This window comes from Aquitalea aquatilis, from assembly GCF_005155025.1.
In the GTDB taxonomy this organism is placed as follows: Bacteria; Pseudomonadota; Gammaproteobacteria; order Burkholderiales; family Chromobacteriaceae; genus Aquitalea; species Aquitalea aquatilis.
In genome coordinates, this window is record NZ_CP039731.1 from 1,932,331 (window position 1) to 1,952,089 (window position 19,759).

Genomic DNA, 19,759 nt, shown 5'->3' on the forward strand with positions numbered 1-19,759 from the left:
AACGCCGAGGAGCATTCCATGAGTCATGACTACACCGCATTGGCCCGCGATCTGGGCAGCAAGCTGGCGGAATTCCGCCGTGAAATACCCGAAACCATGAAAGGCTTCGGCCAGATGAGCCGCGCCGCCCATGCCGATGGCGCGCTGTCCAACAAGACCAAGGAGCTGATCGCGCTGGCCATCGGCATCGCCAACCGTTGTCAGGGCTGTCTGGCCTTCCACAGCAAGGCGCTGGTGGAGCTGGGCTGCAGCCGCGCCGAATTCATGGAAATGCTGCAAGTGGCGGTGTACATGGGCGGCGGCCCGTCGCTGATGACCGCGGCCGAGGCGCTGCAGGCTTTTGAAGAGTTTGGCGGCGAGAAACCGGCGGCCGCCTGACCTGGCAGCGCAAGCCCATGCCCCAATAGCCAAGCCCCGCCTGATGCGGGGCTTTGTCATGGCGGCCTTGTTGTGTCAAATCGCCAGAATGGCGGCCACCACGCGGCGGTCTTCCGCCATCAGGATGTTGAAGGTGCGGCAGGCCGCCTGGGTATCCATCACGTCCACACCGATGCCGGCGTTGACCAGCGCGGCCATCAGGCGCGGGTGGAAAAAGCGCAGGCTGGCGCCGGAACCGAACAGCACCAGCTCAGGTTGCAAATCCAGCAGCATGTTGAAATGTGACTCTGCCAGGCTGGAAAAGTCATCCACACCCCAGGCCTGTACGCTGTCCGGCGTCACGATCAGGTTGCCATCGTGACGTTCGGCATTGATCAGCACATGGCCTTCGCCATAGCCGGTAAACAGGTTTCTGCCCTGTCCCAGGGCCTGATGCATTTTCATGGGCTCGCTTTCCTGCAAGGGTAATGGTGGTGCTGGCGTCGGGTGTTGCAGCACGGCAGCGCAAGCGCGCACTCCGTAATGCAGTGCAGCACGGTTTGGGATAGGATTATACCCTGACCTGCTGTTGCCAGACGGTGTCGCCAATGGCCGGGACAGACAAGGGACTCTAATGAAAGACAACAAACCGCGCCGCCGCAAGACCGCCGCAGTGTCCGGGGCGCGGCCCGTGACGGAAAAACAGGCCACCATGCAGCCAGTACACAAATCGCAGAAGCTCGCCAATGTTTGCTACGACATCCGTGGCCCGGTGCTTGAGCATGCCAAGAAGATGGAAGACGAAGGCCATCGCATCATCAAGCTGAATATCGGCAATCCTGCGCCATTCGGTTTTTTTGCGCCGGATGAAATCATCGAAGACGTCATCGTCAACCTGCCGTCCGCCTCCGGTTATTCCGATTCCAAGGGCCTGTTTGCCGCGCGTAAATCCATCATGCATTACGCGCAGGAAAAACAGCTGCCCAATGTCAGCATGGACGACATCATCATCGGCAATGGCGTGTCCGAGCTGATCGTGATGGCCATGCAGGCGCTGCTGGATAATGGCGACGAAGTGCTGGTGCCCGCACCGGACTATCCGCTGTGGACCGCTGCCGTCAGCCTGGCCGGTGGCAAGGCGCTGCACTATGTCTGCGACGAAGAGCAGGGCTGGTTCCCCGATATCGACGACATCCGCGCCAAGATCACCCCCAATACCCGCGCCATCGTGGTGATCAACCCCAACAACCCCACCGGTGCCGTGTATCCGCCGGCACTGTTGCAGCAGATTGTCGATCTGGCGCGCCAGCATCAGCTGATCATCTACGCCGACGAAATCTACGACAAGGTGCTGTACGACGAAGTCAAACACACCTCCATCGCCTCGCTGGCACCAGACCTGCTGGTGGTCACCTTCAATGGTCTGTCCAAGAACTACCGCGCCTGTGGCTATCGCGCCGGCTGGATGATTCTGTGTGGCGAGAAAAAACACGCGCGCGACTATATCGAAGGCCTGAACATGCTGGCCTCGATGCGGCTGTGTGCCAATGTACCGGCGCAGTTTGCCATCCAGACTGCACTGGGCGGTTACCAGAGCATTGATGATCTGGTGGCACCCAGCGGCCGCCTGGCCCGCCAGCGCGATCTGGCGCACAAGCTGCTCACCGACATTCCCGGGGTGACTTGCGTCAAGCCGCAGGGGGCCTTGTATCTGTTCCCGCGGCTGGACCCCAAGATTTACCCGATCAGCGACGACCAGCAATTCATTCTGGAACTGCTGCAGGAAGAAAAAGTGTTGCTGGTGCAGGGCAGCGGGTTTAACTGGATTGCGCCGGATCACTTCCGCGTGGTATTCCTTCCTAACTCGGATGACCTGATCGAAGCGATAGGTCGCATCGCCCGTTTCCTGGCGCGTTACCGCCAGCGTCACGGCACGGCCTGATGCTCCATGCAGCCGGCGGCGCAACAGCCCGCCGGCTGTGTCATCCGCGTGAAGACCTCTTGGCAAGCCGGTATGGCCGCCTTGCCAAGAGGCCGTCGGCCCGGGACAAAACACTAGAGACAGACATGGAGATGGTAATGAAACCAATCAATATTGGCCTGATGGGCGTGGGGACTGTCGGTGGCGGTGTCGCCACCGTACTCAAGCGCAATGCCGAGGAAATCGCCCGCCGCGCTGGCCGCGAAATCCGTCTGACCATTGCCTCGCGCCGCAATCTGGAGCTGGCACGCCAGCTGGTGGGCGATGATGTCAAGTTGGTGGCCGATGCCTTTGCCGTGGTCAACGATCCGGAAGTCGACATCGTGGTCGAGCTGATCGGTGGCGACACCGTGGCCAAGGAGCTGGTGCTCAAGGCCATCGCCAATGGCAAGCATGTGGTGACGGCCAACAAGAAGCTGCTGGCGGTGCATGGCAATGAAATCTTTGCCCGTGCCCAGGAACAGGGCGTGATGGTGGCCTTCGAGGCTGCCGTGGCTGGTGGCATCCCCATCATCAAGGCGCTGCGTGAGGGCCTGTCGGCCAACCGTATCGAATGGATCGCCGGCATCATCAACGGTACTTCCAACTTCATCCTGACCGAAATGCGCGAGAAGGGTGCCAGCTTTGCCGATGTGCTGGCCGAGGCGCAACGCCTGGGTTATGCCGAAGCCGATCCCACCTTCGATATCGAAGGTCACGATGCCGGCCACAAGCTCACCATCATGGCCGCGCTGGCCTTTGGCATCCCCATGCAGTTCGATAGCTGTTACCTGGAAGGCATCAGCAAGCTGGACGGCGTGGACATCAAGTACGCTGAAGAACTGGGCTACCGCGTCAAGCTGCTGGGCTTTACCCGCCGCACCGATGCCGGCGTGGAACTGCGCGTGCATCCGACGCTGATTCCGGAAAGCCAGCTGATCGCCAACGTCAACGGCGTGATGAATGCCGTGCTGGCCAAGGGCGATGCCGTCGGCCAGACCCTGCATTACGGCGCGGGTGCCGGCGCGCTGCCGACCGCCTCGGCCGTGGTGGCGGACATTGTCGATGTGACCCGCCTGCTGACCGCAGACCCGGAGCATCGCGTGCCGCATCTGGCCTTCCAGCCGGATCAACTGAAAGACCTGCGTATCCTGCCGATCGACGAGGTATATAGCTCTTACTACCTGCGTATCGGCGCTGCCGACCGCGCCGGTGTGCTGGCCAATATCACCGGCCTGCTGGCAGAAAACGACATCTCCATCGAAGCGCTGATCCAGAAGGGCTCGGCCAGCGAAGGCAATGCCGAAGTGGTCATCCTCACCCACCGGGTGCAGGAAGGGGCCATCAACGCCGCCATCGCCGCCATCGAGGCACTGGAAAGCGTAGCGGGCAAGGTAGTGCGCCTGCGCATGGAAGAACTCAACGACTAAGAACGTGTTCACGTTCTAGCGAACGAAGGGTCAGCCAAGGCGAAAGGGCGTGAAAAAGCGGAATGGACAGGGAGTCCATGAGCATTTTGAACGACTTTTCAACACTGGATCACCCGAGTATCGCAGAGCGTGAACAGGTTCTAAGGCATTCGCCCCGTCATCGCCGACGGGGTGGCAACTGGATGGTGGCAATGGCAAGACTCTGGATAAACGGCGTAGGCATGGCCTGTGCCCTGACTGCATCGGCGTTGTATGCCACGCCGCTGACGCCCGGCCAGCATAATCTGCTGCAGGGCTTCCTGATGCGCGGCTGTATCAAGCGCACCCCGGCATCTGACGGGGTGGCCGAGCACTCCGACGCCCAGGTCCAGAAATATTGCCAGTGCGCCAGCGAGCATCTGGCCAACACCTTCACCTCGGAAGAGGTGATGGGCGTGCTGACCGGACAGATCCGCAAGGACGATCCGCGCGGCAAGAAACGGCTGGTGGAAGCCTCTGCTGCCTGTAGCCGTCATCTGGATGCAAGTAGCGCCGACTGAGACTCAGCTACCCAATGGAACACATCATGGCTACCTTCCCCAAACGCTTGCTGCTGTCGTTGCTGTTGTTGCCACTGTCTGCCTGGGCTGATACCACCAGCGGCAGTCTGGCGGACGATCCCAGCATGGCACCCTATGTCCAGAATTTCAGCCAGCTGATCAGCAAGGGCTGCATGACCAGCTTTGCCAATGACAGTGCAAAGCTCAAGCAGCTGGAACAGCAGCTTGGTCATGCCATTACCCAGCAAAACCGCAGCAGCTACTGTAGTGGTGCCGCCGACAAGGCCATGCAGGCGCTGACCATCGATGACCTGAGCGAAGCCGTGGCCAACAGCATGTCTGGCAGCAAGACCGAGAGTGGCAGCAATACCTTCAAGGCCTTTTCACCCGAGATCAAGAAAAAGATCGTCAAGGCCAGTTTTCAATGTCTGGACAGGTTGACCAACTGATCATGAAGTACCTCAGCACACGTGGCGGCATGCAGCCGCAAAGTTTCAGCGACATCCTGCTCATGGGCCTGGCACCGGATGGTGGCTTGGCGCTGCCGGAAAGCTACCCGCAAATCAGCCGCAGCCAGCTGGATGCCTGGCGCGGCCTGTCTTATGCCGAGCTGGCCTTCGAAATCATCCGCCTGTTCGCCACCGACATCCCCGAGGCCGACCTCAAGGACATCGTCAGCCGCACCTATACTGCGGCCGTCTTTGGCAGCGAGGACATCACCCCGGTGAAGCGCCTGTCCGATGGCCTGGTGATTCTGGAACTGTCCAATGGCCCGACGCTGGCCTTCAAGGACATGGCCATGCAGCTGCTGGGCAACCTCTTTGAATATGTGCTGGCCAAGAAGGGCCAATCGCTGAATATTCTGGGTGCCACTTCCGGTGACACCGGCAGCGCTGCCGAATACGCCATGCGCGGCAAAAAGGGTATCAATGTCTTCATGTTGAGCCCGGATGGCCTGATGAGCGCCTTCCAGCGCGCACAAATGTTCAGCCTGCAGGATGCCAACATCCACAATATCGCCATCAAGGGCATGTTCGACGACTGTCAGGACATCGTGAAGGCGGTGCAGAATGACCACGCCTTCAAGGCCAAATACCAGATCGGCACCGTCAATTCCATCAACTGGGCGCGTGTAGTGGCGCAGGTGGTGTATTACTTCAAGGGCTATTTCAACGCCACCAGCAGCAACGACGAACAGGTCAGCTTCTGCGTGCCGTCAGGCAACTTCGGCAATGTCTGCGCCGGCCATATTGCCCGCCAGATGGGCCTGCCGGTGCAGCGCCTGATCGTGGCCACCAATGAAAACGACGTGCTGGACGAATTCTTCCGCACCGGTGCTTACCGTCCGCGTGGCACGGCCAATACTTATGTCACCTCCAGCCCGTCCATGGACATCTCCAAAGCCTCCAACTTCGAACGCTTCGTGTTCGATCTGGTCGGCCGTGATGGTGCCGCCGTGAAGGCATTGTGGGCGGATGTGGACGCTGGCAAGGGTTTTGATCTGTCGGCCAAGCTGGGCGATGCTGCGCAAAAGTTTGGTTTTGTTTCCGGCAAGAGCAGCCATGCCGACCGCCTGGCCACCATTCGTGCCGTGGATGCCAGCGATGGCGTGGTGGTGGATACCCATACCGCCGACGGTATCAAGGTGGCGCGCGAACTGCGCCTGCCGGGTGAAACCGTGGTCTGCCTGGAAACGGCGCTGCCGGCCAAGTTTGCCGATACCATCCGCGAAGCGCTGGACCGCGATCCGCCGCGTCCGGCTGGTTTTGATGGTCTGGAAGACCTGCCGCAAAAAGTGGTGGTGTTCGACGCCGACGCCGCACGGGTCAAGGCCTTTGTCGAACAGACCCTGGCCGGCTGAAGTCTGCCCGTGTCAGCCAGACAGGCTCCGTCAGGAGCCTGTTTTTCATTGCAGCTTGCAACTGTTGCCGGCTTTGCCACTCTGATGGCAGTCAGCTTACGCCGATACGCATGGGCAACCGGACTGGATACAATGGCAGGATGAAATTCCCTTATCTGTTTCTGAGCATGCTGCTGTCCGGCATGGTGTGCGCTGCGGCCAACCAGGATATGGTGGCACTGGAAAAACTGGCCGACCGCTTCATGCAGCAGGAAGTCAGCCATCGCCAAGCCAGCTACAAGCTGGGGCGGCTGGATCGCCGGCTGGTGCTGCCTGCATGTTCCAGCCCCAAGGTGGATTGGTCCAATACCGCGCAGACCAGTGGCAATACCAGCCTGGTGATTGTCTGCCCTGACAGTGGCTGGAGCATACGGCTGCCGGTCGCCGTCAATGAAAAGCAGCTGGGCGTGGTCCTGACCCGTTCCGTGGCCGCCGGAGAGGTGCTGCAGGAGGGGGATGTGAAGCTGGTGGAAATTGCCAACCCGGGGATGGCGCGCAATGTGCTGAACGAACTGGCTCTGGCTGTGGGCCAGAGCATGCGCAGCGGGGCGCCGGCGGGCAGCTGGCTACGCAATTTCATGGTGCATGCACCCTATGCGGTACGCACCGGGCAGCCGGTCAAGGTATCGGCCGGCGGCGACGGTTTCAGTGTTTTGTCCGAAGGTACGGCCAATGGCAATGCGGCCATCGGCGAAGCTGTGTCGGTCCGCCTCAGCAGCGGCAGGATGGTGCGTGGAATGGTACAGCCCGATGGCACGGTCAGTCTGACATACTGAATAAAGTTTCAAGAGATTGCTTTTTCAGCCGATAATAGATCAAACCCCTAGTTAGTTTGGAAGGTCCCACCATGAAAATCGACAACTCGGGCAGTGCGGTTGGTGCCTATGCCAGCCAGAGCAAGCTGGCCAAGCGCGATGCCGGCACGCAAGCGACTGCTGCCGGCTCGGCCCCGACCGATAGCGTGGAAATCAATCCGCTGGCCAGCCGTATCAGCGCACTGGCAACCCAGGCTGGTGACGCCGCGCCGTCGTTCGATGCTGCCAAAGTGGATGCCATCAAGAGCGCCATTGCTGCTGGCAGCTTTTCGGTCGACCCCGGCAAGATCGCCGACAGCCTGATCGCTTCCACCAAAGAATTGCTGAACCAGTAAGCCCGGCAAAATGGTTGACGCTGCCATGAATCAACAACAAGGCTTTGCCGAACTGTGCCAGGCTGAAACCGCCCATGTACTGCGCCTGGTTGAGCTGCTGCAGCAGGAGCAGCAGGTGATGATCGCCGGCCAGGTGCATCTTCTGGAGGCCTTGGCCGACAGCAAGAGCCAGGTGCTGGACGAACTCGCCAGACAGTCGCAGCAGCGCGGCCAGTTGATGAAGACGCTGGGCCTGTCTGATAGCGATACCGTGTATATCTGGCTGGCTGACAAGCCGGCCGAGCGCCAGGCCTGGCTGGCACTGGAAGACCAGATTCACCGTGCCCAGGGCATCAACCAGCTCAATGGCAGCTTTATCGAGCAGCAATTGGGGCAGGTCGAAGAATCGCTGACGGTACTGCGCCAGGCCGCTGCTGCCACGCTCAGCTATGACCGTGGCGGCCAGCAGCCGCAACCGGTAGGTGGCCGGCGCTTTCTTGGTTCGGCCTGAGTCCGTTTTCTCGCTGTTTCTCCCGCCTGTCGCTGCGATGTGGTGGGCGCATCTGTCCCTTATGTGGTATCTTCGCCGCTAGGCCTGAGCAAACCACCATCCAAAAATCTGATGACCCTGATTTCCCTGATATTTGCGCTGGCACTTGAACAGCTGCGCCCACTGGGCAACCGTAACCGCGTCTGGCATGTGTTTACCCGTTATGCCAATCACCTGGAACGCAACCTGAATGCCGGTGCCAACCGGCATGGCGTGTTTGCGTGGATGCTGGCCATCCTGCCGCCGGTGTTGCTGAGCCTGCTGGTGTACTACGCCTTGTATGCTGCCAACCCGCTGTTTGCCATTCTGTGGAACGTGCTGGTGCTTTACCTCACCATGGGCTTCCGTCACTTTTCCAGCGCTTTTTCCGAGATATCCCTGGCCTTGGCCGAGGGGCGTGATCTGGATGCGCGCACCGCATTGTCGCGCTGGACCGGTTTGCCGGCAGCCGAATTGTCGGTGGGTGAGATTTCACGGCTGGCCATCGAGCAGGGCGTGGTAGACAGCTATCGTCACGTGTTCGGCACCATGTTCTGGTTCGTACTGTTGCCGGGGCCGTCCGGTGCCTTGCTGTACCGTCTGTGCAGCATGCTGGGCCAGAAATGGGGTGGTCGTCAGGCTGAGGAAGACCGCTTTGGCCGATTTGCCGGCAGTGCTGCTGCTTGGCTTGACTGGTTGCCGGTGCGTCTGACTGCAGCCAGCTTCGCCGTAATGGGCGATTTTGAAGACGCGGTTTACTGCTGGCGCTCGCAGGCAAAAACCTGGGGTAATTACGCTAACGGCATTCTGCTGGCCTCGGCGGCCGGCGCGCTGGGCGTCAAACTGGGCGATCCGCTCCGACAGGATTACACCATCAAGTTCCGGCCTGAACTGGGCCTGGGCGACGAGGCGGATCCCGGCTTCCTGAAAAGTGCCGTCGGACTGGTGTGGCGCTCGGCCCTGTTATGGTTGTTTGTCGTCCTGTTGCTCAGCGTTGCCAATCACATGGCCTGATGCCTGCTAATCGCCGCCCGTGATGGGCGGCGTTGCCATTTCAGCACGGCCATGTTCATGAACAAGGGGATGCGTCGCCCACTGCGCCGCCATCACCCAACCGAATTGCAGGAGCACACACATGCTGTTTTCCGAACTCGGGCTGTCGCCCGAGATTCTTCGTGCCATTGAAGAACAAGGCTATACCGAGCCTACCCCCATCCAGGCCAAGGCCATTCCGCTGGTTCTGTCTGGTCGCGATCTGTTGGCGGCTGCACAAACCGGTACCGGCAAGACTGCCGCTTTCATGCTGCCCATCCTGGAGCGGATGAAGAAATTCGCCAATACCAGCGTATCGCCTGCCATGCATCCGGTGCGCGCGCTGGTGCTGTCGCCCACGCGCGAACTGGCTGACCAGATCGGCGTCAACGTCAAGACCTATACCAAGTATTTGCCGCTGCGTGCCACCACGGTGTTTGGCGGCATGAATATGGACCCGCAAACCGCCGAATTGCGCCGTGGCATGGAAATCGTCATCGCCACGCCGGGCCGCCTGCTCGACCATATCCAGCAAAAAACCATCCAGCTGAACAAGGTGGAAGTGCTGGTGCTGGATGAAGCCGACCGCATGCTGGACATGGGCTTCATCCAGGACATCCGCAAGATTATGAGCATGTTGCCCAAGGAACGGCAGACCCTGCTGTTCTCGGCTACCTTTGCCACAGAAATCAAGCGCCTGGCTGCGGACTTCATGAAAGATCCGCAGACGGTTGAAGTGGCCCGTCAGAACGCCACCAACGAGCAGGTGGAACAGCTGGTGTATTCGGTGGATGCCGGCCGCAAGCGCCATCTGCTGAGCCATCTGATCAAGACTCGCGACATGAGCCAGGTCATTGTGTTCTGCAAGACCAAGATCAGTGCCGACCAACTGGCGCGTGATCTCAAGCGCGATGGCCTGGTGGCGGAAGCCATTCATGGCGACAAGGCACAGGCTTCGCGCCTGGAAATCCTGTCCTCCTTCAAGGAAGGCAGCCTGCGCGTGCTGGTGGCCACCGATGTGGCGGCCCGTGGCCTGGATATTACCGAGCTGCCGTTCGTGGTGAATTACGAGCTGCCCAATTCGCCGGAAGACTATGTACACCGTATCGGTCGTACTGGCCGTGCCGGTGCCAGCGGTATCGCCATTTCGCTGATGAGCCCGGCGGAAACCCGCCAGCATGAGGCCATTGAAAAGCTGACCCGCCAGACACTGACGCCGCAGGTGGTGGAAGGCTTCCAGCCGGGTGCAGCTGCCCCACGTGAAGAATCGGCACCGCGTCGCGAGTCTTCCCGTGGTGAGGGTGGTCGTGACTATGGCCGAGACGGGGGGCGTGAAGGAGGTCGTGAAGGGCGTACGAGTCCGGTGCGTTCTGCCCCGCGCGAATCGCAGCGTGATCCGATGTCCTTGCCGGCATCTGCCCTGATGGTGGGCAAGTCGGGCGAGGGCCTGAAAACCATCAATCCGACCGCCGGTAGCCGCCGTAGCCGCAAGGCGCAGCGCGAAGTACCGGCACTGCTGCTGCCGCCGCGTTACAAGGTGGAAGCCAACCGCTGAGTATTTGCCGCTGCCAGCCCGAAACCGCCCGTCGCCAGACCGGCGGTTTTTTCATGTCTGATGGAAAGGGTGGGTAGAAATGGCGGGCAGAAAAATGGCCCCCGCAGGGGCCCCAAGGAAGCAATGCTCCGTGCGTACAAATCAGACAAAAATCACCAGTGCGGCCATGGCACCATGGGCACCCATTACCAGGCTTTGTTCGATATCGGCGGTGCGGGATGAGCCGGAAATGAAGGCACCAAAGCCGTGCTCCGCCATGTCGATACGGGCATAGGCATCGCGCATGGTGTCTACCATGGCGTCACGTGGCACCACCAGTACCAGCTTCTGGGTCAGGAAATAGATGGAGCGGAAGTGGTTGTCCGGGTGGCTGACCCACACGGTGGCGTTTTCTGCCACCGCCAGCTGACCGGGGACGATGGCGACATCGACATCGTGCCAGGCATGCGGATCGCTGACTTCTTCGTGCTCCGGCAGCGTCAGATCCACCGTGCGCCCGGCATCCGGCCAGCGACTGGCGACGATGTCGGCCACGCTCTGGCCCGCTGCTAACTGGACGGCATCGCCACCCAGATTGCGAATCAGCGTGGCAAACGCCTCGAACGGGTTGTCGTAACGAATGAAGGGCACGGCATGGATGTCCGGCAATGCCGTGGCTTGCGGGCGGTTCTGGCGGATACGGGCCAGTATGCTGTCACGCGTGCTCATTGCTGCTCCTCCTTGTCCTTCTTGTCCTGTTTATCTTTTTTGTTCTGGCTGCGCTGCTGGTACTGTTCCTTGAAGCTTTGGGCCGGCATCGGTGGCAGATCACGGCCTGCGCGGCTCCAGGCGCTGTGGCGGGTGAGGCTTTCCGGGATGATGGGCACCACCTTGCGCATCACCTTGCCGCCCAGATCGAACAGGGCCGGATGCTGGGTCAGAAAACGCATGGCCAGCAGGCCCATTTTCTTGCCGGTGGGCAGCAGGTTCTGGTCGAAGGCTTTCTTGCGATGCAGCACCAGCTGCTCGTGCAGATTGATCTTGACCGGGCAGACATTGGAGCAGGAGCCGCAGGTACTGCAGGCAAAGGCCATGCTGCCGTGTTTTTTCATGTCGCGGCTGGGGCCCAGGGTAGAGCCGATGGGGCCGGGAATGATGTAGCTGTAGCTGAAGCCGCTGCTGCGCCGGTAAACCGGGCAGGTATTCATGCAGGCGCCGCAACGGATGCAGCGCAGGCTCTGGTAGAAGTCTTCATTGCCCAGGATGTCGCTGCGGCCATTGTCGACGATGACGATGTGCATCTCGCCACCAGGGCGGGCCTGGTGAAAGTGCGAAGTATATGTCGTCACCGGCGAACCAATGGCCGAGCGGGCCAGCAGGCGGGTGAATACCCCCAGGTGCTCCAGCTTGGGGATAATTTTTTCCAGACCCATGCTGGCAATGTGAATCGGCGGCAGGCTGGTGCCAAGGTCGGCATTGCCTTCGTTGGTGCATACCACCACGCCACCGGTTTCAGCGATGGCAAAATTCACCCCGGTCAGGCCGGCATCGGCAGTCAGGAAATGCTCACGCAGATTGGCGCGTGCCGCGTGGGTGAGATAGGTGGGGTCGTTATTGCCGGCTTCGGTGCCCAGCTCCTTGTGGAAGAGTTCGGAAATCTGCTCTTTCTTCAGGTGGATGGCCGGCATCACGATATGGCTGGGGGCTTCGTGGCGTAATTGCACGATGCGCTCGCCCAAGTCGGTATCCACCACCTCGATGCCGCGCTGCTCCAGATAGGGGTTCAGCCCGCACTCTTCGGTGAGCATGGACTTGGACTTGACCAGCTTCTTCACCTGCCGCGCCGCCAGAATGCCGTGCACGATGCGGTTGTGCTCGTCGGCATCGGCTGCCCAGTGGACGGTGACGCCATTTTTTTGCGCATTGGCTTCAAACTGTGCCAGGTAATCGTCCAGTTGCGACAGGGTATGGGCCTTGATTTCGCGTGCCAGCCGGCGCAGTTCTTCCCATTCCGGCAGCTGTTTGGCCTGGGCATCGCGCTTTTGCCGTACCCACCAGATGGCGCTGTCGTGCCACTTGGCCTGGGCACGGTCTTTGAGGAATTCTGCCGCTGCCTGCGGGTGTTTTACGCTGTCGTCCTTCATGCGCCTGCCCCCCGGCCAGTGAGAATTTCCACGATGTGCAGCGGGCGAATCTGCTTGCCCTGATGGCGGATGATGCCGCCCATGTGCATCAGACAGGAGGGGTCGGCACCGACGATGTATTCCGCGCCGGTGGCCTCATGCTGGGCAATGCGATCCTCGCCCATGGCGGTGGACAGCTCCGGTTCGTCCACGCAGAAGGTGCCGCCAAAGCCACAGCATTCGTCGCGGCGTTCGGGCAGCAGTACGTCCACGCCATCCACCAGCTTGAGGATGTTTTCCAGCCGCGACTGGTAGGGAATCATCAGTTCGGACGGGCTGGCGTGGTGCAGCTCGCGCAGGCCGTGGCAGCTTTGGTGAATGGATACCTTGTGCGGGAAGTAGACCGGCTTGGGCAATTTTTCCAGCTTGAGTACGTCCTGCAGGAATTCGATGATCTCGTAGACCTTGGGCTTGAGCTGCTGATAGGCCGGGTCTTCCGCGATATACCAGTCGTAGTGGTGGGTGACGTGCGAGACGCAGCTGCCAGAAGGGGCGACCACATAGTCGTATTGCTGGAATACGCCGGTAAAGCGTCGGGCGGCATCACAGGCCCCCTTGCTGTCACCGTTATTGGCCAGCGGCTGGCCACAGCAGGACTGTTGCAGCGGAAATTCCACCTCGCAGCCCAGGCTTTCCAGCAGCTCGAGCGTGGCCATGGCCACATGAGGGAAAAGTTCGTTGATGAAACAGGGAATGAACAGGCCGATTTTCATGGTGCGCGGGGCCTCCGACAGGCTGGAGCAGGGGACTGGCTGCATTTAATCCCCATTTCCCCCGCTTTGCCAATGCGGAATTACCCTTGAGCCTGCTCCCGCCGTGCTCAGTTCGCCTGATCGTTCTGGTTTTTCATCTCGGCAAAACGGCTGATCACCTGCACCACGCCCTTGGCCTGGTGATTGATCTGCGCAATGGTCTGCCCCACGCGCTGCGATAACTCCACGCTGCCATTGGCCTGTTGCAGCAGGCTTTGCATGCTGGCCACCGCCGTATCGGTGCGTCCCTGGATATCCTGCACCATGCTGCTGATTTCCCCGGTGGAGGAGCTGGTGCGCTCGGCCAGTTTGCGCACTTCGTCGGCGACCACGGCAAAGCCACGCCCCATTTCACCGGCACGTGCGGCCTCGATGGCGGCATTGAGTGCCAGCAGATTGGTCTGGTCAGCAATTTCCTTGATGGTCTGAACGATGGAGCCAATCTGTTGCGAGCGATCACCCAGCTGCTGCACTTGCTGGCTGCCGCGTTCGATGTCGGTCGCCATGGTCATGATGCCTTCGATGCTTTGCTCGATGTCGAATACGCCGGCATTGGCCAGTTCCTGCGTCTCTTTCGAGGAGCTATAAGCCAGCAGCGCCGAGTCCCGTTCCATGACCTGTTGTTCTACCTGCTGGCTGATGTCGGTGGCGAACTTGATGACGCTGAGCACCTGTCCGCTTTCATCCAGCACCGGATTGTAGTTGGCCTCCAGCCACACGGTGCGGCCATCGCGGGTTAGTCGCTGGATGCGGCCGCTGTAGTGCTGACCGTTGCGCAGGCGCTGCCATAGCGCTTCGTATGCCTGGCTGGCGGCGAATTCCGCCGGGCACAGCAGGCGGTGCTGCTTGCCGATCAGGCTGTCACGGGTATAGCCGGTGGCCTGCAGGAAATTGTCGTTGGCACTGATGATCTGCCCGTCCGGGGTAAATTCGATCACCGCCATGGCGCGGTTGATGGCTTGCAGGATGGCGTCGTTGCGAGCGGCGGCATTGACCGCGGCAGTGATGTCGGTGGCAAACTTGACGATGCTGACGACCTGGCCTTGCTCATCCAGTAGCGGGTTGTAAGTGGCTTCCAGCCAGATAGTGCGACCATCCGCAGCGCAACGTTTCACCCTTCCCTGATAAAACTCGCCACGGCGCAGTCTGTCCCAGAAACGCTGGTAATCGCTGCTGGCGGCATAGGCGCTGTCACACAGCTGGCTGTGTTTTTTGCCCTGTAGCTCTGCCTGGCTGTGATAGCCCATGACGGAGAGAAAATTCTGGTTGGCTTCGATGATTCTACCGTCCGGATTGAAGCGGATCACGGCCATGGAGCGGTCAAGTGCCTTGCTCAATTGCTGCCCGGCATAGAGCCCTTGCTTGAGATCGGCTATTTCTTGTTTCAGTTTGCGATCGAACATGTTTTCCCCGTTATCGTCCTGCTTTTAATCGTTATAGCGGATTGGCGTCTGCTCTGACAGTGGCGTCGCCGCTATTGCTATGCAGGCAAGGTTGTAGCAGCTCGCTCAGCCATTGCATGAACACCCGGCAGCGCTGCGGTAACTGGCGGCGGTTGGCATACAGCAGGGAGACCGGCATCGGCGGTGCCTGCCAGTTTGGCAGGATTTCCACCAGCTGCCCCGTGGCCAGCTGGGCTGTCACGCCAGCCTGCGGTGCCTGGATGATCCCCATTCCAGCCAGGCAGGCGGCATGGTAGGCATCAGAATTATTCACCGTCAGTGCGCCCGGCATGCTGTGCTGGCGCAGGCTGCCGGTGCTGTCCTGATATTCGAAACCACCGCGCCGTCCACCCAGTACGCTTTGGTAATGGATCAAGCGGTGGTCGGCCAGATCGTCCAGGCTGTGCGGTGTGCCATGACGCGCCAGATAGTCCGGGCTGGCGCAATTGATCTGGCGCTGCCAGCCCAGATGGCGGGCAATCAGGTTGGAGTCGCGCAACTGGCCCACGCGCAGCACGCAGTCGAAACCTTCGCTGACCAGATCGACCAGCCGGTCGGTGCTGCTCAGCTCGATTTCCAGTTGCGGATGCCTGTGCAGGAAGTCTGGCAAGTGGGGCAGCACGGTGTGGCGGGCAATGGCAATCGGCAGATCCACGCGCAAGCGGCCGGACAAGCGTGTCGGTGTGCTGGCAAACAGCGCCTGCAGCTCCTCCACTTCATCCAGCAAGTCCTTGCAGCGCTGGTAATACATCTGCCCGTCCGGCGTCATGCTGACCTGCCGCGTCGTGCGGTGTAGCAGGCGTGCGCCCAGGCTGTTTTCCAGTTGCTGGATGGCAGTGGAAACGCTGGCCTTGGGCAAGGACAGCTGTGTTGCGGCCCGGGTGAAACTGCCCATCTCGGCCACGCGCAGGTAAATACGCATGGCTTGTAGCTGATCCATGGCATGGCACTCTATTGTCTGGAAATTACGAACAGTATGATCGCAGATGGCATGTTTATCACCATAAAACAAAACAATACACTGCAATCCTGCAGATGCACCCTGCTTCTGCCCTTTCATCAGGAGCTTCACATGCAACAGAAAATTGCCCTTGTCACCGGTGGCAGCCGTGGTCTGGGCCAGAATGCAGCCCGCAAGCTGGCCGCCCGTGGTGTGGCCGTGGTGCTGACCTACCAAATGAATCAGGCTGCGGCCGAGGCGGTGGTGGCGCAGATTACCGCTGCCGGTGGCCAGGCCGCTGCCATGCAGCTGGATGTGGCACTCAGCAGCAGTTTTCCGGCATTTGCCGAACAGTTTCGCCAGCTGTTACAGCAGCGCTGGCAGCGGTCACAGTTTGATTACCTGCTCAACAATGCCGGTATTGGCATCCATGCCGGTTTTGCCGAAACCACGGAAGCCCAGTTCGATCAGTTGCTCAATATCCAGTTCAAGGGTGTGTTCTTCCTCACCCAGGCACTACTGCCGCTATTGGCTGATGGTGGCCGTATCCTGAATGTTTCCACCGGCCTGACGCGGTTTGCTTTGCCCGGCTATGCGGCCTATGCCGCCATGAAGGGCGCGGTTGAGGTACTTAGCCACTATCTGGCCAAGGAATTGGGCCCACGTGGTATTGCGGTGAATGTACTGGCCCCCGGTGCGATTGAAACCGACTTTGGCGGCGGGGCTGTGCGTGATAATGACCAGCTTAACCAGTTTATTGCCAGCCAGACGGCGCTGGGACGAGTCGGCCTGCCAGATGATATTGGTGCGGTAATGGCTTTGCTGTTGTCGGATGAGGCCGGCTGGGTCAATGCGCAGCGTATCGAGGCTTCTGGTGGTATGTTTCTGTGAAAAGAGTGACAGTTTCAAACATTGCCAATACAATTGCATGAGCAATAATAGTCAATATTCAATACAGATAAAGAGCTGCATCTTGCAGCTCTTTTCATTTGCCGCGCACACTTGGCAAGGCAGATTGAAGTGATATGCTTGGGTTGTGAGTTTTCAGCAAGCGATTGTGCTTGTCGATGTGTCACCGTAGTCAGCAGGGTCGCTTAAGTACTTTTGCTGCTCAGATTATTTGTTTTTATTTGAAGATAAATACTTTAGTCGTATGGTATTTGTTTTGTTAATCGATTAATTTTTTGACACTTTGAATGAGTTTGAAGTTACCTGCCGGCTCCATTCTGGCCGGTGAGTGCAGCTTGTTATTCGGCAATAGTCAGTCAAGGTCAGTGTCGCATCATGATAAATATCAAACAAAATTTGACTAATTGCTGTGCGGATCTTTGCTCCGGAAAGGCGGACGAAGAAAAAATCGTCCAGATGATTGCTCTGCTCAAGGCATTTCACGTGCTGTATGTCAATGTTCATACACCGGAAGCCAGGTTGATTCAGCACGTGATCGAAAATCTGAAATCGGTTTATTCGGTTTATCAGTCACGGGATGAAATCGTGCTGATGCCTTACGAAATAAGAGAACTGACCGCTGCCAAGCAGGCCTGTATGGCAAAGTCTGGCCGCCGTGGGGCCAATGTTTTGAATCATCTGTATGCGGTTTATCTTGAATATTACCGCCAAATGTTGAAAGGTAATCTGGCCTGAGTAGCCCATTATGCAAAGGCGGTGTCATCATGCTTTCCGTGCAACTACATCAGTTTGATCATGGTCAGTCAAAAAGCCCGCATTGTGCGGGCTTTTTTAAATGATATTGCTGGTTTAAAGCCGGTAGCGGTGTACGGCCTCCGTCATGGATGCAACTGCCTGATCCAATTTGTCTGCTGTGGTCGCGGTTTCTTTTGCGGCGTCGCTTGATCGTTCTGCCATCTGTGCAATTTGTTCCACCTGAACGGCAATGGTGGTACTGGCAGTGGCTTGCTCACGAATGGCTTCTGTAATTTCTGTTACCAATTCTTTGGCATTTGATGAGGCATGGCCGATCTGCTCAATGGACTGCAAGGCATCATCTGCGCCATGGACACCTGCATCTACCAGTTTCTGCGTATCCGCCATAGCAACTGCACTTTGTCTTGAGGTCTCGGTAATACTGCGAATGACGCTATCTATTTCACTTGTCAGTGTTGTGGTACGTTCCGCCAGTTTACGCACTTCATCTGCCACCACGGCAAAACCACGTCCCTGTTCTCCGGCTCGGGCAGCCTCAATGGCTGCATTCAATGCCAGCAAATTGGTTTGCTCGGCAATATCCTTGATACTCCCAACTGCAGCAGCCACTTTGCTATTTTCCTGCTCCAGCTGATTGATGCGCTGTGTTGCCTGATTCACGGTGGTATGAATTGAACGAATATCTTGTACTGTCTTGCCAATGACCACTTGTCCGGTACCGGCCAAGGCATTGGCTTCGATCGTTTTTTCGCTGGTCGTACCCGCACGTGTACCAACGTGATTGATACTGACAGTCAGTTCTTCCATGGTTGCTGCAATGCTGGCCGACGCTTCATTTTGATGGCTGGCCGCTTGGGAAACATGGTTGGCAGCCAGGGTTAGCTTGCCGGTGTAGTCGGTCACTTGTTTGCATGTGGTGGCGATCTGGCGCAGGCTGCCATTGATGCCTTCAATCAATTTATTGAATGCTGTTGCCGTAGTGCCAACTTCATCATGGGGATGATGTACCGTAACCTTTTTGGTGAAATCCAGGCTGGCCTGAATTTCAGACATGGCATTCTTTAGTTCATTCAGCGGTTTGGTAACGGCGTTGAATGTTCTGTATCCACTGGCTGCCAGTATGATGACAGTCAGTATCAGTGTGATGAGGGTGACTGTTTTTGCATTAGCTGCTTCTTTTTCGGATTTAATGACTTCTTCCGCGACATATTTTTGGTTATATTCAATATGCTTTTCAATATTTTTCAGCAAATCATCTGCTTTGGGAATGACTTGTTCGACGCGTATTTTTTTGGCCAGGGCTAAGTTGCCTTGGTCAAAGGCGGCAAATAATGGCTTGGCTGATTCGTAATAGCTATTGAGTTTTACTTTATCATCATTAAAGTCACGGCGATCTTCATCGCTATTGATGAATTTTTCATAATCGGCAATGGAGTCTTGCGCTATTTTATATCTTTTTTCAAAAAGATCTCTGGTGGCATCTTTTTCATTTTGATTTTCGGATATCAAGTATTGAGTCACCGATAGCCGTAAACGTAGTGCTGATTTTTCAAATTTGGCTAGCGTTATAATGCTTGGATAGTCGCTATTTGAAAAATTTCTAGCAGTATCTGCCAGGGAGTTTTGCGTATAAATGCTGAACCCGCTGATGACTAAAATGGCAGCAAGTGCCAGGCCGATTTGTAGAAGTATTCTCTGAGCGACTGTCATTTTAAATTTCCCTGCTTTGTTTTTTTAAATACTTCGTTGTTGGTAGTGGTTCTCACTGCCCCGGCGATGCATTGAAGAAAATGGTGCATTGAAGCAAATAAAGTGTAGAAGTATTTAACTGCTTATTCAATCTGATCTAGCAGACTTTCCCGTGGCTCTGCGCTTGTCATCCCCGTATTTCCCACTGCATGGACCAAGCCTGTGACCGATAGCTCCACCGCACAGCACACGGTGTAAGGCGCCGCCAGAGTGCAAGCGGGCGGTCAATTTCCATAGTCATTTCCTGCCCACACCCTGCTGTGAAAAGCACGCGCTAGTGCGGATGTCGATTAATGGCGTCGCCGCAAAGAATGAATTGCTTGGGGGCAACAAGAGGCAGCGCTATCGCACTGCGAAGGCTGGTTGCTGCGCCCGGGCTGAATTGCCTTCAGTTTCTTGTGCGAAATTTGTGCGAATTCTGACGCCGCATTAAGCCGCCATCACATCAGCGCTGTTCGGCTGAAATCCTTGCTGGGCCTTGGTTTTACGCGGTTTTGCGCGGTTTGGTGTGGCTTGTGAATGGCGGAAGAGAATGGGAGTCGAACCCACCTGGGACCGCTGGCGGCCCCCTCTGGTTTTGAAGACCAGCCACCCCACCGGGGATGCCTCTCTTCCGTG

The 19,759-nt window shown here is 58.1% G+C and carries 20 protein-coding genes and 1 tRNA gene; 13 read left to right on the forward strand and 8 right to left on the reverse strand.

Annotation, left to right across the window (positions count from 1 at the left end; genetic code table 11):
* Window positions 1-18 precede the first annotated feature (18 nt).
* Window positions 19-378 carry a carboxymuconolactone decarboxylase family protein gene (locus FAZ30_RS09025; RefSeq protein ID WP_124643189.1) on the forward strand — a complete coding sequence of 120 codons (360 nt, stop codon included), beginning with the start codon at window positions 19-21 and terminating at the stop codon, window positions 376-378.
* A 75-nt stretch (window positions 379-453) separates the two neighbouring features.
* Here the strand turns inward: FAZ30_RS09025 and FAZ30_RS09030 are convergent, their stop codons facing one another.
* The gene (locus FAZ30_RS09030; protein WP_124643187.1) at window positions 454-822 is read right to left on the reverse strand and encodes an Mth938-like domain-containing protein; all 369 of its coding nucleotides are present in this window, start codon (window positions 820-822) and stop codon (window positions 454-456) included.
* A gap of 247 nt (window positions 823-1,069) precedes the next feature.
* Between FAZ30_RS09030 and FAZ30_RS09035 the strand changes: the two genes are divergently transcribed.
* The 10 genes from FAZ30_RS09035 (at window position 1,070) to FAZ30_RS09080 (ending at window position 10,431) form a co-directional block, all read left to right on the forward strand.
* Complete coding sequence (locus FAZ30_RS09035) at window positions 1,070-2,299, forward strand: pyridoxal phosphate-dependent aminotransferase (protein WP_124643317.1); 1,230 nt, start codon at window positions 1,070-1,072, stop codon at window positions 2,297-2,299.
* 137 nt (window positions 2,300-2,436) lie between these two features.
* Window positions 2,437-3,747, forward strand: a complete 1,311-nt coding sequence (locus FAZ30_RS09040) for a homoserine dehydrogenase (protein ID WP_124643185.1) — start codon at window positions 2,437-2,439, stop codon at window positions 3,745-3,747.
* A 191-nt stretch (window positions 3,748-3,938) separates the two neighbouring features.
* A complete protein-coding gene (locus FAZ30_RS09045; RefSeq protein WP_124643183.1) occupies window positions 3,939-4,286 on the forward strand; it encodes a hypothetical protein in 348 nt (115 codons plus the stop codon).
* Window positions 4,287-4,312: 26 nt separating this feature from the next.
* On the forward strand, window positions 4,313-4,735 hold the full coding sequence (locus FAZ30_RS09050) for a hypothetical protein (protein ID WP_137009313.1): 423 nt from the start codon (window positions 4,313-4,315) through the stop codon (window positions 4,733-4,735).
* A gap of 2 nt (window positions 4,736-4,737) precedes the next feature.
* On the forward strand, window positions 4,738-6,147 hold the full coding sequence (thrC, locus tag FAZ30_RS09055; protein ID WP_124643315.1) for a threonine synthase: 1,410 nt from the start codon (window positions 4,738-4,740) through the stop codon (window positions 6,145-6,147).
* 140 nt (window positions 6,148-6,287) lie between these two features.
* A complete protein-coding gene (flgA, locus tag FAZ30_RS09060; protein WP_233578402.1) occupies window positions 6,288-6,962 on the forward strand; it encodes a flagellar basal body P-ring formation chaperone FlgA in 675 nt (224 codons plus the stop codon).
* Window positions 6,963-7,033: 71 nt separating this feature from the next.
* Window positions 7,034-7,336: a flagellar biosynthesis anti-sigma factor FlgM gene (flgM, locus tag FAZ30_RS09065; protein ID WP_137009315.1), complete on the forward strand. Its 303-nt coding sequence runs from the start codon at window positions 7,034-7,036 to the stop codon at window positions 7,334-7,336.
* Between the two features lie 25 nt (window positions 7,337-7,361).
* Complete coding sequence (locus FAZ30_RS09070; protein WP_158613568.1) at window positions 7,362-7,826, forward strand: flagella synthesis protein FlgN; 465 nt, start codon at window positions 7,362-7,364, stop codon at window positions 7,824-7,826.
* 111 nt (window positions 7,827-7,937) lie between these two features.
* A complete protein-coding gene (locus FAZ30_RS09075) occupies window positions 7,938-8,858 on the forward strand; it encodes a CobD/CbiB family protein (protein WP_137009317.1) in 921 nt (306 codons plus the stop codon).
* A 121-nt stretch (window positions 8,859-8,979) separates the two neighbouring features.
* Window positions 8,980-10,431 carry a DEAD/DEAH box helicase gene (locus FAZ30_RS09080; protein ID WP_124643173.1) on the forward strand — a complete coding sequence of 484 codons (1,452 nt, stop codon included), beginning with the start codon at window positions 8,980-8,982 and terminating at the stop codon, window positions 10,429-10,431.
* 141 nt (window positions 10,432-10,572) lie between these two features.
* Here the strand turns inward: FAZ30_RS09080 and FAZ30_RS09085 are convergent, their stop codons facing one another.
* The 5 genes from FAZ30_RS09085 to FAZ30_RS09105 form a co-directional block, all read right to left on the reverse strand.
* Window positions 10,573-11,139 (reverse strand): LutC/YkgG family protein, encoded by a 567-nt coding sequence (locus tag FAZ30_RS09085; protein WP_137009320.1) that lies wholly within the window; start codon window positions 11,137-11,139, stop codon window positions 10,573-10,575.
* The gene (locus FAZ30_RS09090) at window positions 11,136-12,554 is read right to left on the reverse strand and encodes a lactate utilization protein B (protein ID WP_137009321.1); all 1,419 of its coding nucleotides are present in this window, start codon (window positions 12,552-12,554) and stop codon (window positions 11,136-11,138) included. The genes FAZ30_RS09085 and FAZ30_RS09090 overlap by 4 nt, the downstream gene beginning before the upstream one ends.
* Window positions 12,551-13,351 (reverse strand): (Fe-S)-binding protein, encoded by an 801-nt coding sequence (locus FAZ30_RS09095; protein WP_246043424.1) that lies wholly within the window; start codon window positions 13,349-13,351, stop codon window positions 12,551-12,553. The genes FAZ30_RS09090 and FAZ30_RS09095 overlap by 4 nt, the downstream gene beginning before the upstream one ends.
* A gap of 62 nt (window positions 13,352-13,413) precedes the next feature.
* A complete protein-coding gene (locus FAZ30_RS09100; RefSeq protein ID WP_137009323.1) occupies window positions 13,414-14,748 on the reverse strand; it encodes a methyl-accepting chemotaxis protein in 1,335 nt (444 codons plus the stop codon).
* 31 nt (window positions 14,749-14,779) lie between these two features.
* Window positions 14,780-15,727, reverse strand: a complete 948-nt coding sequence (locus tag FAZ30_RS09105) for a LysR family transcriptional regulator (RefSeq protein WP_137009325.1) — start codon at window positions 15,725-15,727, stop codon at window positions 14,780-14,782.
* A gap of 132 nt (window positions 15,728-15,859) precedes the next feature.
* Here FAZ30_RS09105 and FAZ30_RS09110 point away from each other — a divergent pair, with 132 nt between their 5' ends.
* Complete coding sequence (locus tag FAZ30_RS09110; RefSeq protein WP_137009327.1) at window positions 15,860-16,618, forward strand: SDR family NAD(P)-dependent oxidoreductase; 759 nt, start codon at window positions 15,860-15,862, stop codon at window positions 16,616-16,618.
* A 393-nt stretch (window positions 16,619-17,011) separates the two neighbouring features.
* Window positions 17,012-17,371, forward strand: a complete 360-nt coding sequence (locus tag FAZ30_RS09115) for a hypothetical protein (RefSeq protein ID WP_124643157.1) — start codon at window positions 17,012-17,014, stop codon at window positions 17,369-17,371.
* Between the two features lie 114 nt (window positions 17,372-17,485).
* Here the strand turns inward: FAZ30_RS09115 and FAZ30_RS09120 are convergent, their stop codons facing one another.
* The gene (locus tag FAZ30_RS09120; RefSeq protein ID WP_137009328.1) at window positions 17,486-19,102 is read right to left on the reverse strand and encodes a methyl-accepting chemotaxis protein; all 1,617 of its coding nucleotides are present in this window, start codon (window positions 19,100-19,102) and stop codon (window positions 17,486-17,488) included.
* Between the two features lie 559 nt (window positions 19,103-19,661).
* Window positions 19,662-19,756 (reverse strand) — tRNA-Sec (locus tag FAZ30_RS09125).
* Window positions 19,757-19,759 lie beyond the last annotated feature (3 nt).